Source organism: Pseudomonas sp. P4_B4 (genome assembly GCF_056402255.1).
On sequence record NZ_JBFUHS010000009.1, the window covers coordinates 91,483 to 108,024 of the forward strand.

Annotated in this window: 6 protein-coding genes and 1 pseudogene; 2 read left to right on the forward strand and 5 right to left on the reverse strand. The window is 59.3% G+C overall.

Annotated elements, in window-relative coordinates:
• The first annotated feature begins 188 nt into the window (after positions 1 to 188).
• Both AC1DVE_RS12550 and AC1DVE_RS12555 read left to right on the forward strand, forming a co-directional pair.
• Positions 189 to 923, forward strand: a complete 735-nt coding sequence (locus tag AC1DVE_RS12550; RefSeq protein WP_223458050.1) for a DUF899 domain-containing protein — start codon at positions 189 to 191, stop codon at positions 921 to 923.
• A gap of 182 nt (positions 924 to 1,105) precedes the next feature.
• Positions 1,106 to 1,576, forward strand: coding sequence for an AraC family transcriptional regulator (locus AC1DVE_RS12555; protein WP_223458048.1), 471 nt, complete (start codon positions 1,106 to 1,108; stop codon positions 1,574 to 1,576).
• 17 nt (positions 1,577 to 1,593) lie between these two features.
• Here AC1DVE_RS12555 and AC1DVE_RS12560 read toward each other — a convergent pair.
• The 5 genes and pseudogenes from AC1DVE_RS12560 to AC1DVE_RS12580 all read right to left on the reverse strand — a co-directional run.
• Positions 1,594 to 2,156 (reverse strand): annotated as a pseudogene (locus tag AC1DVE_RS12560) (hemagglutinin repeat-containing protein); the annotation flags it as partial.
• 210 nt (positions 2,157 to 2,366) lie between these two features.
• Entirely contained in the window at positions 2,367 to 2,774 is a 408-nt protein-coding gene (locus AC1DVE_RS12565) for a contact-dependent growth inhibition system immunity protein (protein ID WP_223458046.1), read from the reverse strand.
• On the reverse strand, positions 2,771 to 3,067 hold the full coding sequence (locus AC1DVE_RS12570) for a polymorphic toxin type 28 domain-containing protein (protein ID WP_223458045.1): 297 nt from the start codon (positions 3,065 to 3,067) through the stop codon (positions 2,771 to 2,773). Before AC1DVE_RS12570 ends, AC1DVE_RS12565 begins: the two co-directional genes overlap by 4 nt.
• A gap of 38 nt (positions 3,068 to 3,105) precedes the next feature.
• Positions 3,106 to 3,453, reverse strand: a complete 348-nt coding sequence (locus AC1DVE_RS12575) for a hypothetical protein (RefSeq protein ID WP_223458043.1) — start codon at positions 3,451 to 3,453, stop codon at positions 3,106 to 3,108.
• Complete coding sequence (locus AC1DVE_RS12580; RefSeq protein ID WP_477783955.1) at positions 3,450 to 16,529, reverse strand: two-partner secretion domain-containing protein; 13,080 nt, start codon at positions 16,527 to 16,529, stop codon at positions 3,450 to 3,452. Before AC1DVE_RS12580 ends, AC1DVE_RS12575 begins: the two co-directional genes overlap by 4 nt.
• Positions 16,530 to 16,542 lie beyond the last annotated feature (13 nt).

Consider the following 16,542-nt stretch of genomic DNA (forward strand, 5'->3'; position numbering starts at 1 on the left):
GCAACACAAGTCCCATGTGGGAGCGAGCCTGCTCGTCCAGCACCTGTCGCTGGTGATCATTGCCGGGAATACTGCTGTCCATCAGCCGGGCATTTGCTGACGACCGACCGGCGGCATGTCGAAATCCACGCAAGCCAAACGACTAGGCTGTGTAAGTCACCTCCCCGCCCCACGCAGGAGAAATCAATATGAACATCCAGAACCATCCCGTCGTGTCGCGGGAAGAATGGCTCGCCGCCCGCAAACAGCACCTGGCCCGCGAGAAAGCCTTCACCAAGGAAAGGGACAAGCTCAGCGCCGAACGCCGTGCCCTGCCCTGGGTTAAAATCGACAAGGACTACCGCTTCCAGGGGCCCAACGGCGAACTGAAACTGGCGGACCTGTTCGGTGGCCGCAGTCAGTTGATCATCTACCACTTCATGTTCGCCGAGGGTTGGGACGAGGGCTGCCCCGGTTGCTCGTACCTGAGCGATCACATCGACGGCGCCAACCAGCACCTGGCCCACCATGACGTGGCCGTGGTAGCGGTTTCCCACGCACCTTTCGCTGAATTCCAGGCGTTCAAGCGGCGCATGGGCTGGAAGTTCGACTGGGTGTCGTCGGCAGGATGCGATTTCAACTACGACTTTGGCGTCTGTGCCCGAGCCGAAGAGGTCGCCGCCGGAAAGGCTACGTACAACTACGAAAAAACCGACGGCTCCGAGGAAGAACTCCCCGGTCTCAGCGTGTTTTATCGCAACGAAGCCGGCGAAATTTTCCATACCTACTCCACCTACGCCCGAGGCCTGGACCTGCTGGTCGGCGCCTACAACTACCTCGACCTGACGCCCAAGGGTCGCAACGAGGAGGAAATCATGGAGTGGGTGCGGCATCACGACAAATATGAGGAACAGGAGAAGTCGAGCTGCTGTCATGGTGGTTAGCCCCCCAGGCACCGAGGCGCGGCCTTCGCGGGCAAGCCACGCTCCCACAGGTTTTGTGTTGTACACAAGATATGTGCTCACACCAGGCCCCTGTGGGAGCGGCGGTGCGGCGATCCGACTTGCCCGCGAAGAGGCCCAACCATTCAACACAAAGTCCCCAGATTAGAAACAAGGCCAAGACAATGAACGTCACCCTCAAAACCCTGCCCCCCGCCCGTGTCGCCTACCTGCGCTACACCGGCCCCTACGGCCCGGAAATCGGCACCTTCTGGCGCGAAACCGTCGCCCCCTGGATGATCGAAAACAACCTGCTCAACCGCGTGCGCTACGGCATCGGCCACGACGACCCCAGCGCCACGCCAGCGCAATACTGCCGCTACGACGCCTGCGTCGAAGTGCCCGCCGACTTCGAACCCAAATACCCGCTCGCCGTCACCCACCTGCCCGGCGGGCGCTACGCCGTCGCTCACTTCAAAGGACCGGCCAGTGAAATCCCGGCGGCGTGGGGTGAGTTGTGCGGACAGTGGATGCCGGAAAGCGGATTGGCCTACGACCAGCGTCCGGGTTTCGAACGGTACCCGGTGGAGGCTTCCTACGATGAGAACACCGGCGTGATGGAAATGGACATGTGCATCGCAATAAAAGACCAATAGTCCCCAAAACCCTGTGGGAGATCATTGCCCGCGGTGGCCGATAGGTTGTGGGTAGCGCGCAAGGTGCCGGTGTTGTTCAGGTCCTGGCCGGCGATCAGGGTGACGTCGCTGCCCTGGATCAGCGCACCGTTGGCGGCCAGGCGGTTGTTGGCGTTGGCCAGGTACAGCACCGGCACCAGCACCTGTTCGCCGTTCACCACGGCGTTTTCCATCCAGACAATGTCGTGGGTCAGCGCCGCGACTTGCTCGGCCGTCAGGCTGACGCCCAGCGCCAGGTTGAGTTCCTGTTTACTGGCGATGGCGTTGTTCATCAGGTACTTGAACAGCGCTTCGTCCGAGGTCTGGCCGTCGATAAACCGCTGACCGGTACGCGCCACGACGGCCTGCTGGATCAGGCGCTGTTCATACAGACCATCGCCCAGTCGCTTGGCGCTGTTGTCCGGGTCGTAACCAAAATTGGACAGCAGGTAATCCGAGCTCAGAACTGCTTGAGGTCGGTGAGGACCGGGTTGGTTTCGATCAGGTATTTATGGGCGTTGCTCGACGCTTTGATGTCCGGTAGGACGGTAACACGGCTGACGGGGCGGTTATCGGAAATAGCGGACAGATCTATTTACTGGTCATCACACAAACCAAACAAATAAATCCGTCCCCTTTTCTGTCCCCTTTTCTCTTCTTTTCTCTTGGGAGACAGTAATCAGTAGCGTATTAAACATGCACGACGCTAAGCGCTGGACACAAGCTGCGACTAATCAAATTTACCCGGCGCAATTTCGATACCTTTTGTACCTTATGAGCTATTACCCATTAACTCCCCAAGCATCCTCTTCAAATTTGAAGAATCCCTTAATAGCTCAGCATCGCTAGTTAAATGTTTTACTTCATTCAAAGCACAGACTGTTTGCAGCATCGCATTTGAGCTCGCTTGCCAGTAACACGTATTCACACCTGCAAGAGCGGCTATCAGCTCACCGTCATACCGCTCTCCCGCCAGAACATCATCGTTTAATAGGGCTACCGCAATAGGAAGTATCTCGCAAACAAAAAGACCCTGTCTTAATGTGCGACACACATCCCCTACGCTTAACTGCTCTAGAGGGGTGTCGCGCACCGACAAATACCACTCGGTTAAAGGCGATGGATGATTTTCAGGCAACCAATAATTTGGAGCTTCTTTTTCTAAATCGCGAAACTTCATATCCCCGCACCATTTAAAGCTGACTCAATACGATTAATAGAATCTATTGCTCTTTGACGTGCAGCTTGCGCTGCAGGATCACTCACACCCTTTAGAGGGCCTGCATGGTTTCGTAATCCTCGAAGCATGTCGTTCATCTCTTTCAAGTGATCCCAATAACCGCCACCCGGCTTCGGAACAGGAGTACCGGCCATATCCTTTAAGGTACCCGTGATATCGCTATCTTTGAAGTTACTGAGAATATTGTCAATTTTGCTGATAGCTCTTTGTTGTCCTTGGCTCAGTTTCGCCAAAGAATCCCCAGTCCCTTTTGCACCACTAGAGAAAACCTCTAGCTAGCGTAATTTTCCTTCATCAGATCAATCGCAACCTCGAGCTTTCGGCGGCTCTCAATGGAAAGGCGACGCTCCTTATATTTATTTAAATCTAACACTTCGACTGATACGTCTTCCAAGTCACTACTTAATCGCGAGATTTCTACAGTTGCAATACGATCTAAGTCGATCAGCACCCAGTAAATATCCTCGGCCTGTTCAGGAATCCAGTTTACGATCAGAGCAAAAGACAACCAGGGAAACGCCGCTTTAAGAGCAGCCAACAGCAGAGGATTAGTGTCCCCTGAAAACAGCGACGCCATAGAGCTCAGCAAATCCGCTCGCACATGGTCACGAGAGCTCATTTGAGCACCCCTGGGAATGCTGTTACTAGATTCCCAAATTTATCAGTCATAACAGTCATTATCGAGGTTGACTGTCCACCACTGAATTTATCCGTACCAATAGAACGCCCAACTTCAACTTCGCGCACATAGCGCACACCATCAGCACTGTCTACCATTCGTGTGACAGGTGTACTCACAACCGTTTTGCTTTGCAGAAGACCACGCAACTCAGGCTCCCCGATAGAAAACTGGCTTGCATTTACTTTGCCCGACAAGTGACGTGAAGCCAAGTGCTCCATACCATCATTAGCTAAGTTGACTCGGGACTGGACTCGACCAGGAACACCTTCCAAGGTATTCAAAGGTCCTTTTGCACCTCCCTCCGCCAACGCCGCACCGAACTTTTTCTCCAAGGCCTCCAGAATCTCTTTGCCTACCGGGCCAGAGATGGCAACCGCCGCTTTACCCTTCCCTGTTGGCGTGGGGAAAAACAGGTCAATGCCCAGCCCGACAATTTGCTCCGTCAGAGTCGGCTCAAAGAAAATTTCACGAAGATCCCCAGGAGAGAATTGATTCAGAAATTCAACAGTTCGAGGGTTCAGCTTCGCAGGGTCTTTTTCACCATCGGCAATTTTCTGCAGGTCTGCCAGTACATCCTGTGGCTGCAGATCCACAAACTGGTTTTGCTCATGCAGAGTAGCGAAGCCTTTCTCCAAACGGGCTGCTGCCTCTCTATGCACTTGCTGATTGTAACGCTCGGCATTGCCCGCCACCCAGCTTGCAATCTCTGGATCGCCACTACCCATGGCGCCAGCCAGGACACCGATAATCTGAGCGGTGCCCACCTTGAATTGATCATCGGTGGCAAAACGCGAATCCAGATAGTTACCCAAGGCCTCGGTTGTAATCGCATTCAGGCCCTCCACCGCCGCACCTGCCAGGGCTCCGGTCTTGAAGTCGCCCCCTCTTGCCGCTGAAAGTGCACCTCCCAAGATCGCATGCATCAGTATTTTCTGTGCCGACCCTGGATCGACGTTCAAATGATCGGCAAGGTCTCCAACCTGTTTATTACCAAAGGCAGCGGCAAGATCCAGGCCTTCAGAGACCAGAGAGGTACCCAGATTGTCTTTTAAACTGCCTCCATTGATGGCGGTGTTGATCGAGCCTACAACCAGTGCATGTGCCGTGCTGCGCAGGACATTCTGACTGACGGTGTTCCAATCCAGCATGCTTGCCGAGTAGCCGGGATTCATGACCCCGTCCGCTTTCAGAATGAGCGCTCCATCGGTACTCCAGCCACTCACCATCCCATCAAGACCATTCAACGCATAGCCGGTAGCAAATTGCGTGGCATAACCCTTGATTGCATCTTTGCTGACGGTAGCTTTCAGGCCCGCCCCCAAATCGCCACCGTTGTTCACGGTACCCACTGTAAAGTTGGTGGCCATCGCCCCCATCAAAGGACCGAGAAACATGCTGGCGACAATGGCAATGACTAACGCAGATGCAGCCCCGAGTCCGGAGTTGTCATATTTCCAGCTGTCATGGATTTCCTTGACCAACCTCCAATCGACCTGACCGTTGGCTTCCGCCTGTTTTATCCACGCTAGTTCGGGCTCAGCTTTCACCATTGCATCAATGGTTTCACTAACGGTTTTCTGATCAATCTGTTTTATGTCGATCGTGATTTTTCCAGCGGCCCTCATCGCCAGCTCGCCCTGAGCCACCAGTTGGCTTTGGCGCAGGGTCTCGTCGGTGTTGCCCTTGCCTTTCGATGAGGTCCAGAACGCATCACCATTGCTCTTGGTATGGCTTTCATCATGAACGTCCTTCACCGCCTCGAAAGTGATGCTGCCACCACTGTCCAGCGTGATGTCCTTGCCACCCTCCAGCTTCGCCACCTGATAGCGCTGATCCCCACCGCTTTTCAGCGTCAGGTCACCGCCGGTGGTGATTTCGCTGCCGATGTTTTTCACATCGGTGACTTCATCGTGTTGGGTTTTCTTGGCGCCGAAAGAGCCCTTTTTCTTCATGTCGTACAGCGAGTAATCGCTGTCCTGTGCGGCCAGCAACTCAAGATTGCCGCCCGCCACCAGATAGGCTTCGTCGCCGGCGCTGACCCGACTGGAGAGCAGGGTCAGGTCCTGGCCGGCGCTCAGGGCGACGTTGCCGCCGGCGGTGAGGCTGGTGCCGACCTGGCTGACGTGGTCTTCCTGCGTCGTGACTTTTTTGGTTTTGCTGTAGCTATGCCCCTCGTCCGCTGCCGAGGCCAACGTGAGGTTGTCCGTGGCGGCCAGGGCGATGTCGCGCTTGGCGTTGATCTGGCTGGCGATGACGCTGATGTCACGCCCCGCATTGACCGAGAGGTCACGACCGGCGCTGACGGAGCCACTCATCTGGGTGATGTTTTGCTCGAGAAAGCTGCTGCCGTTCGCAAGCTTGTTTTCGGCCTGCGCGGACACCACGTTCACATCCCGACCGGCGTTGATCGTAGTGTCGCGGCCGCTCTGGAGCACCCCGCCGATGTTGTTGACGTCACGACCGGCCTTGATGGTCAGGTCGTTGGCGGCTTCGATGCGGGCGGCGCTATCGGCGTACGCGCGGCCGGTGCTGAAATCACCGTTGCTGGCTTGCGCGGCGGTCACGCTGCGTTCGTTGATCACGTCACCGTTGACGGCAGTAAGGGTGACGTCACGGCCCGCGATGATGCCGCCGGCCGTGTTGACGAGGTTGTTCCCCGCCAGCAGGTCGAGGCGATTGCCGGCTTCGGCCAGGCCGCTGTTGACCAGGTCATTGCCCGCGGTGGCCGACAGGTTGTGGGTGGCGCGCAGAGTACCGGCGTTGTTCAGGTCGTGGCCGGCGATCAGGGTCACGTCGCTGCCCTGGATCAGTGCCCCGTTGGGTGCCAAGCGATTGTTGGCGTTGGCCAGGTACAGCACCGGCACCAGCACGTCCTCGCCATTGACCTGCATGGTTTCCATCCAGACGATGTCGTGGGTGAGTGCTGCGACCTGTTCGGCGGTGAGGGATACGCCAAGCGACAGATTCAACGTCTCCTTGCTGGCGATGGCGTTGTTCATCAGGTACTTGAACATGGCCTCGTCCGAGGTCAGGCCGTCGAGAAAGCGTTGACCGGTACGGGCGACCACTGCTTGCTGAATCAGGCGTTGTTCATAAAGGCCATCGCCGAGGCGCTTGGCGCTGTCGTCGGGTTCGTAGCCGAGGTTGCCCAGCAGGTAATCCGAGCTCATGAACTGCTTGAGGTCGGTGAGGACCGGGTTGGTTTCGATCAGGTATTTTTGCGGTTTGGACTGACCGCTGCTGCTGGGCAGGCCTTGCACCCGGGCGACGGTCTGGCTGGCTGCCGGGGTGATTTGCGCAATGGCAGGCGATGTCTGGCCGAGCAGCGGAGCGACGGCGGCGGGCTGACTGGATAGGTTCGCGCCGGTTATATCGCTGACCACGGTGGCAGCGGGCGCATCGGCGCTGTGCCCCGGCACGACGACGCTGCCGGCACCGCCATCGCTCGGCGCCGTAACATTGATCGACGATGCATTGCTGACAACGCCGACACCTTGACGGGCGTCCGCGACTACCTGACGGCTGGCGACCGAGGTCTGCGTGATATCGCTCAGTTGGATGTCGCGCACCTGAGCATCCGGCACTGCTTGGTCGCGTTGAGCCAAGGCGACACTGGCACCACCGAAGGTCCAGCTTTGTGGCGCAGCGTTGGCCTGAGTTGCCTGGGCACCGCTACCGCCATGCCCGCTCAGGCGGAACAGACCGTTTTGGCCGGTTGGCAGGTTGAAGCCCGGCAGTGTCAGGGGATTGACCTGCTGTTGGGCTAGGTTGGGCGGTAGTTGGGCGTTGAGGTTGACGATGGTCGGGGCGGTCTGCCCATTGAGCTGGGTCGAGCCGACGCGTGATGCACCGGAACCGTTGACCACCCCTTCGCGGATCACACTGTTGGTGAGATTTTGCGACGCGGTGATATTGACTGCACCACCCGCCTGCACGACCGCATTAGCGTAAGACGATGGGCTGTTGTAAGTCACCGTGGTGTCGAAGGGAATTGCGGACTGGATCGCGTCCGGTGCATCGGTCCGCACACCGTCGCCGTAATGAGGAAGCGTAAAGTCGTACCATAGGGATCCAGCAGGCACGGTGATATATACCGAACCAAACCTAATGTAGGTTTCCAGGTTTTTGCCGTCAGGGTGAGGTGCTACCTGTATTACGGATTCAGCGCCGGAACTGTTCCAGAAATGGAGATTAGGCCTTGAGAAGGTCGGGTTGCTGCCGCCGACGTATCCCAATGATCCCGGATCGTAGGAAGGATCATTGGCAGCGTTGTAAGCCATGATCGAATTCCATAGATTCAAATCGGTAGTCTGTTGCCCGGCAGTAAGAGCAATAGATCGCCGCACGTTATAGTCGCCTACAGAAGCCCCTTGATTCGTAAAGGCCTGCAGGTTGAACGTGAGGTTGTTTCCTGCGCTGAGGGTCGACGCCTGATTGAGTAACACCCCGCCGGTTGCCAGAAAGTTACGCCCAGCCGTCATACTGGCCGAGGCTGAATCCTGAACAATCTGCGACTGGTAGTTTTCCACCCAGACCGCATAACTGTTTAAGCCCAACGGGGCAAGAGGATCGAGCGAAGAGCAGGTGTAGCATTGCACCCCGATCTCGCCAGAGACCAACCCGCCCGTGGTCTGGAATACGTCTTTGCGGTTCTCGATGGAGTTGGACGCCAGGCTCAGGTCGCCACCGCTCTCGATGGTCGCCGACACGTTGGAGATCGACGCACTCAATCCATTGTTGTCGTCCCTGGCAATGCTGACGTTGCCGAGGCCATAGACATCCGCGTAGCGGTTGGTGAAGTTATCAGTGTGCAGCGCCATGTCGCCGCCGCTGAAGATCAGGCCATTCTGGTTGAGGATAGTGGGGGCGTTGACGCGCAGGTTGGCACCACTGCCCAGGGTGCCCTGGTTGTTCAGGTAGGCGGCATTGACCGTCAGTGCCCCGACTGAAGTGAGGCGTCCGAGGTTGGTCAGGCTGCCACTGCTACCGACGGTTCCACTGGCGCCAGCCGTGATACTCGCCACAGAGGTAAGGTCGATCTGCGCAGCACTCAGACCAAGATTGCCGACACTGCTCACGCTGCCGTTGCCGCTATAGACACCGCCCAGGTTGAGGGCAAGACTGCCACCGCTGGCAATCAACCCGTCGTTGTACCAGTTGCCCCCGCTCCCCGTGAAACTGTCGGAGGCCAGGAGTTGGCCGCCGGCGGTTTGGCTGAAGTTGTTGACGTTGACGTTCAGGCGCCCGGCCTGAATGACGCTGCTGTTGGTCCAGGTGTCCGCGTTTAGAGTCAGGCCGCCACGGGTGATCAGGCTGCCGCCGGCGTTGACGACGTTGGCCATGGACAGGCCAAAAGTGCCGGTGCCGACATGCAACAGGGTGCCGCCAGTGTTAAGGAAGCTGCCGGCAGCAAGGGTCAGGTCGCTGTTGGCGCTTTCGACGGTGCCATTACGGTTATCGAACAGGCCATCGACATTGAATTGGGTCGCGCCACTGGTGCCGAGGGCACGTAGTTGGCCCGTCTGGTTATCGATACTCGCCGCGGTGATCGCCAGGGTACTGTCGCTTTCGATGATGCCCAGGCGGTTGTTCAGACCACCGCTCAGGGTCAGGTCGATCTGGCTGCCGGCGATCTGGCCGTCATTGCTGCCGCTGTTGTCGAAGTTGTTACCAGTGACACTGACTCGGCCTTGGGCGTAGAGGCCGCCGTTGCGGTTGTCGAAGTCAGCGGTATGAATGATCGTATCGCCGGCTTGCGCGGCGATACGCCCACCGTAGTTGTCGATGCCGGCCAGCGCGGTCAGGTCCAGGCGCTGGGCCTGGGTGACGCCGCCCTGGTTGTTGTTGCTTGGGTCGTAGCCGTTTTTCAGCACGCCGGTGAGGTGGGCGCTGAACGCGCCTTGCAGGCTGGCCAACACGCCGCCACGGTTGTCGAGGTTGCCGGCAATGATGGTCAGGTCGCCGCCTTGGGCGATGATGCGACCGCTATCGTTGTCGATGTCGCCGGTGAAGTTAAGGTTCAGCACGCCCTGGCTTTGCAGTGCGCCATGACTGTTGGCTAGACTCGCGGCTTGCAGTTGCACGCCACCATTCTTGCTGTAGATCAAGCCATCGGCGTTGTTCTGCACGGTGCCCGTTGCCGTGAGCGATAGTTGACCGTTGGCGGCCACGGTGCCGCGATTGCTGTTGTCGAGGCCGCCGGTGAGCAGGGTCAGCAGGGACTGGCTCGCCAGTTGCCCACCCCGGTTGTTGATTTGGCTCGCACCTTGAATCAGTAGCGGGCCGGCACTGGCGAGTTTGCCGTTGGTGTTGGTTAAAGCGCCGAGCAGATCGAGGCTGACCGTGCCATTGCCGATCAGGTTGCCGGCCGTGTTGTCCAAGGTGGTGCCGGTGAAGCTCAAGCCCTGTTGCGCGTTGATCGCACCCGTCGCGTTACCGAGGGTCATGGCTTGCATGACCAGGGCCGCACCACTGTCGATCAGGCCGTTCTGGCCGTTGTCCAGCAGGTCGCTGACGGTCAGGGTCTGGCCAGCGCCACTGGACAGGATGCCGCCGCTGTTATCGAGGCTGGAGGCGTTGACGCTGAGTGTATTCTGGCTGACCAGTRCACCGGCGCCACTGTTGAGCAAGGCGCCACTCAAGGTCACGCCGAGGTTGCCGCTGCGGCTGGAGAGCGTGCCGCCGTTGCGGTTGTCGAGGCTGGCGCCCGTTACGGAGAGGCCCTGCCAACCGGAGATCAGGCCGTTCTGGTTGAGCAGGCCGCCGGTGGCATCGAGGCTCAGCAGGTTGCTGCTGATCAGCTTGCCGCCGCTGTTGTCAAAGATGCGTCCGACCAGGGCAATGCTCTGAGTGCTGGAGACTTCACCACTGCGGTTGTTCAGATCGCGCAGGTTGCTGATGGTCAGCGGCCCTTTGGCTGTGATCAAACCGTTGTTGTTGCTCAGGTCTCCACCGCCCAGGTCAAGCGTGATACCGGCATCGCCCAGCAAGCGACCGCCGTTCTGGGTCAATGCACCAAGGTTCAGGCCGATAGCGCTTTTGGCCGACACTTCACCGCCATTGCTGGAGTCCAGGCTGTTGGCCGTCAGGCTCAATCCGCCCTGACTGTTGATCAAGCCATTGGCGCTATTGTCCAGGGCTGCCGCGTTGACCGTCAGCGCCGTGCCGCCGAGCAGTTGGCCGCCCTGGTTGTTGAGGTCGGCGGAAGCGACATTGAGCGCCTGCGCCGCGTTGATCAGGCCGTTACTCTGGTTACTCAGCAAACCATTGACGTCAAGTGCGAGGTTGCCTCGGCTGGTCAGGAGGCCGCCGCGGTTGTCCAGCGTGCCGGCGCGCGTATCAACACTGGCGCCCGCAATCATGCCGTTGACGTTGCTCAGCGCTTGATTGACGCGCAGGGTCAGGCCCTGGTTGCTCAGCAGTTTGCCGCCGCTGTTGTCGAAGTTTTGCGACGCCAGGGCAAAGGCTTGGACGCTGGAGATTTCCCCGCTCTGGTTAGCGACGCCGTTGAGGTTTTTCAGCAGCAGAACCGGCCCATTGATCAGACCGTTCTGGTTGTTCAACTGGCCGTTGTTCAAGTCGAGGGTCAAGGCACTGTTGCTGAACAAGGTACCGTTTTGCTGGTCCAGCCCCGTGACGCTGACGGTCAGTGCATCGCTACTGCCGATGCTGCCGCCTGCCTGGTTGGTCAGTTTTGCGGCGGTCACGTCGAGGCGACCGGCGCTGCTGACGCGGCCACTCTGGCTGTTGTCGAAGGCTCCGGTTTGAATCGAGACGGGGCCTTTGCCGCTGATCCGGCCCTGCTGCCGGTTGTCGAGGCTGGCACTGTGCAAGTCGAGGTTGGCATCGGTGACCAGTTGCCCGCCCTGATTGCTGATTGCCCCAACGCTATTGACGCTCAAGCTACCGGCGCTGGAAAAGCTGCCTGCCGTGTTGATCAGATTGCCCACGCGCGCGCCGAGCGAACCTTCACTGCTGAACAGACCGAGGCTGTTGTCCAGCGTAGCGCCGAGGTCAACGTCGATGCTCTGCTGGCTGAGCAAGGATCCGCGGGTGTTATCCAGCCCGGTGCCTGTCACGCTCAATCCGGTCTTGCCAAAGAGCAGGCCTTTGTTGCGGTTGATGATTTGATCGACTGTCAGCAGCAGGGTGTTCTGGGCAAGAATTTGTCCATTGTCGCTGTTATCCAGTTGCTGGCCGACCAGGGTCAGGTTGCCCTTGGTGGAGAGTTCACCACCACGGTTGTCGACGATGCCAACCTTGATATCCAGTGTGCCCGTCGCACCGACGATGCCGTTCAGGCGGTTGTCCAGGCGATCGCCGGTCAGGCTCAAATTACCTTGGGCAATCAGCTGTCCGCCCTGTTGTTGCAAGCTGCCAACGGTGGCGGTGAGGTCTTGTTTACCGGCGATCTGGCCGAGGCTGTTGTCCGTTGTGGTAGCGCTGAGCAGCAGATTGCCGTCGGCGATCAAGGTGCCGTTGTGGTTGGTGAAGCTGTTGTCAACGGCCAGTTTCAGGCCATCACGGCTGCTGATCAAACCGCCGCTGTTGTCCAGGCTGGCGCTGTGGGCGTTCAGCGCGGCAGCGGAAATGATGCCGTTGATGTTGCTCATCGCCTGCGCCAGTCGCAGCGTCAGCGCTTGATTGCTGAGCAGCTTGCCGCCGCTGTTGTCGAGTGTTTGAGCGTCAACAGTAAAGGCTTGGGCGCTGGAGATTTCGCCATTATTGTTGGCGACGCCATTGAGATTTTTCAGCAGCAACGCACCGGGGGCATTGATCAAGCCGCCCTGGTTGTTCAACTGGCCGTGGTTCAGATCGAGGCTCAACGCGGTGTTGCTGAACAGTTCACCACCCTGCTGATCGAGGCCGGTGACGTTGGCGTTCAGCACCATGGCACTGGCGATGCGACCAGCGTCTTGGTTGGTCACTTGGGCAGCGTTCAGGTCCAGGGGGTTGGCACTGGTCAGGCGACCGCCGTGGCTGTTGTCGAAAGCACCGGTGCTGACCCGAGTCGCGCCTTTGCCGGACAGTACACCGCTATTTCGGTTATCGAGACTGGCACTGTTGAGGGTCAGTCCGGCGTCGGTGGTGATCGAGCCACCCTGGTTGCTCAATATCCCGGTGGTGGTGACGTTCAAGGCACCGGCGCTGGACAGACTGCCCGCGCCGTTATTCAGGCTGGCGGCATTGACCGTCAAGGCGGCTTCGCTGCTGAGCAGGCCGGCAATGTTGTCCAGGTCGCCTGTGAGGTTGAGGCCGAGGCCGTTCTGGCTGGCCAGCGTGCCGCCGGCATTGTTCAGGCTAGCGCCGTTGAGGTTGAGTGTGTCGCCGAACAGCAACCCCTTGTTCTGGTTGATCAGTTTGGCGACGCTCAGGCCCAGTGCGGTGCCCGCCAGCACCTTGCCGCCGTCGCTGTTGTTCAGTTGTTGGCCAATGATGGCGACATCAACCTGACTGGAGATTTCACCCGCGCGGTTGTCGATGTCACCGACATTGAGTTTCAGCGCTTTTGTCGCCCCGACCAAACCACCCTGGCTGTTATCCAGTTTGGTGCCAGTCAGCGTCAGCGTGCCTTGGGCGACCAGTTCGCCGCCCTGCTGGGTCAACGCGTCGATGTTGACGTTCAGGTCGCTCTGGCTGGCGATGCGACCGGCATTGTTGAGCACGACGCCTGCTTGCAGCTGTACGAGGCCTATGGCGCTGAGCAGCCCGCTCTGGTTATCCAGACGCTGGCCGGTGAAGCCGATACCGGCCTTGCTGCTGAGCAGACCTTGCTGGCGGTTATCCAGTTGATCGATGTAGAGCTGCACGTCCTTGTCGGCACGAATGACACCGCCGCGATTGTCCGACGAGCCATTGCGCAAGGTCAGCAGATTTTTGCCTGAGATGCGACCACCGCGGTTATCCAGGCTCAGGCTTTGCAGGTTCATTACGCCCTTGGCCTGCACGCTGCCGCCGCTCTGGTTGTTCAGCAAGCCGCCAAGGCCGAGGTCGAGGTTACCGTCAGTCACGAGGCTGCCCGCCTGACTGTTATCCAGACTTGCGGCGCTGAGGCTCAGCCCTTGCCCGGCCCCCAAAGTACCGGCCTGGTTATCCACGGCGCCGCTGATCATCAGGCTCAGGCGTTGATCAGCCAGCACCTGACCGCCGCCATTGCCCAGGCTCATGGCTACAAGGGTGGTGTTTCCGGCGCTGGACAGTTCACCGTTCTGGTTGAGCAGCGCGCCAGCCAGTTGCAGGCTCAGGTCGGCATCGCTGCTGATGCTGCCGTTGCTGTTGTCCAGCCGAGCGGCGCGCGCATCCACACTCGCTGCCGAAATCAATCCTCTGACGTTGGTCAGTGTCTGATTGAGGCGCACGGTCAAACCCTGGTCGCTGAGCAACTTGCCGTCAGTGTTGTCGAGGCTTTGCGCCGTCAGGCTGAACGCCTTGGCACTGGAAATTTCACCGCCCTGGTTAGCGACGGCATTGAGGTTTTTCAGCAGCAGTTGACCCGGTGCCGTCAGCAAACCACCCTGGTTGTTCAACTGGCCATTGCTCAAGTCCAGGGTGACATCCGTGCTGCTGAACAATTGCCCGTCCGCGTGCTGATCGAGGCCGGTGACGGTTGCGGTCAACGCCATGGCGCTGGCGATGCGGCCAGCCACACTGTTATCCACTTGGCCGGCCGTGAGGCTGAGCGCGCCAGTGCTGGTCAGGCTCCCGCCTTGCTGATTGGTGAACGCACCGGTGTTGAGTACCACGCCGTTACCGACGATGCGGCCTTGCTGGCTGTTGTCGAGACTGCCGCTGTTCAAGGTCAGACCGGCGTTGGTCAGCAGGGCGCCGCCCTGGTTGGCAATCGCACCGCTGCTGGTCACGGTCAATCCGCCCACGCCAGATACGCTGCCCCCCTGGTTGCCGAGACTCGCCGCTTGGAGCGTGAGCGTGCCGTCGCCGCGCAGAGTGCCCTGCGCGTTGTTCAGTTGATTGGCCAGGATCAGGTTGAGATGGCGTTTCGCGTACAGGCTGCCCGCCCCGCTGTTATCCAGCTGCCCGGCGTTGAGCTGGACATCACGCTGTCCGGCGATCACGCCATTGAGCTGATTGTTCAAGCTGTCGAGGCTCAGTGCGATGTCGCCGTTGGTCAGGATCTGGCCGCTGCTGCTGTTGTCCGCCTGACTGGCGCTTAATGTCAGATCGCCGACACTCGACAGATGGCCGTTGCGGTTGTCCAGCGAATTGGCGGTGAGTTGCAGATTGCCGCCTGCGTTGATCAGCCCGAACTGATTGAGCAGTGCTCCGGCAATTCGGGCGGTGAGCGCACCGACACTGGTCAGCTTGCCTTGCTGATGGTTGTCCAACGTCCCAGCCACGTTCAGGCCCAACGTGCCTTGACTGACCAGCGAACCTTGCTGACTGTTGTCCAGTGCACCTGCGCTGATCTGCAGGTCCTGCTGGGCAAGAACACGCCCCCCCTGATTATTCATCTGGCCACTGGCGGTGATACTCAGGCTCTGCCCGGCGCCGATCAAACCGGCAACGTTATCCAGAGCCCCCACCTGCACGGTACTGACTGTCAGGCTGGACAGTTCACCGCCGCTGTTATCCAGATACCCGGCGTTGGCATTGAGGTTGCCAGTACTGGTGATCAGGCCGCCTTGGCTGTTCAACACCTGATTGGCGGTGACGCCCAGGCTGCCCTGGCTCAACACTCGACCTCTCTGACGGTTATCCAGGGTCGAGGTGGAGATTTGCGCGCTGCCTTGACCGTTCAGCGTCCCACCTTGGTTGGACAGGGTCTGTGCCACCGTGGCTTGCAGCGAACGGCTGGCGATCACGCTGCCACTGTTGGTGAGGTTCCGCGCAGTGAGGCTGACATCACCGCTGGTGTTGCGGCTGTTGTCGGCGTTGACGCCGGCTTCGATCACCGCCTGATTGCTCAGTTGCCCGTCGCTGGACAGGCTGATGCGGTCGCGGGCAGCGAGGTTTTGTTGTGTGTTGAGGTCTCCCGAGGTTGTGACTGCAAGGCTGGTGCCCGCATAAACCGGTCCCTGGGCATCGAGACTCGCGGCTGTGACGTTGACTGCACCAGCGGCAGCAGTCTGGGCCAGGCTCAGATGACCATTGGCATCGATCTGGATGTCACCGCCACTGGCGGCCAGATTACCGGCCAGCTTCACCCCGACCCCGGCCTCGGTGCCGACCAGTTTGATCGCCCCGGCGTACATGCCACCCAGCGCCGAACTGTCGATGGCCAATTGTGGTTTGGCGCTGCCGTCATCGGCGCGAACAGTAGCACTGAGCGTCTGGGCGTTGACGTCGTTGCGACCGGCCACAATCGTCAGGTTTTTTGCTTGAATCTTGGCGTTGATCTTCGCGCTGCGGGTGATGATTTCGAAGCTGTCGACGTTGTTGGCATTCAGCCCTGCGCCGTCGATGGAGACGCTGCCCTGATCCACCTGATAACGATCCACGCGCCCGTTATCCAGCACGGGTTTACCGGTGGTCAATGTCACGCGCGGGGTATTGATGAAGCCGCAGCCGTTGCAGCTGATTCCATAAGGGTTGGCGACAATGACCCGTGCCGATTGGCCGGCCACTTCGGTGTAACCGTTGAGTTGGCTCGGGCTGCCGCCGTTGACTTCGTTGAGGATGATCTGCGCGGCGACCCCATTGAAGTTCGGGTTGCCGACGATGATCCCGCCCAGTTGGGTGGATTGAGTACGCGCGGTGGCGTTGTTGAGAATGACGCCCTGGGTACCGACGTTGTAATCGTGAAACTGGTTATGTGACAGCCCGCTGCCATTGGGCGCGGTGATGTTGACGATCGGCACGCCGTTGCCCGCCTGACCGAGGCTGGTGCCCGGCGTGGCTACCACGATGCCGTCGGCCTGCGCCCACATCGGTTGCCAGAACATCACGTTCGCCAACAGGAACGCCAGACCGCGCTTGGGCATGCCGCAGAAGTGCTCGCGCGATCTCACTGCGGCAGAAGGCTGGCGGCTCAGGAAGGCGTATTGGCGGGCGTCCATGTCGAAGGTCTCG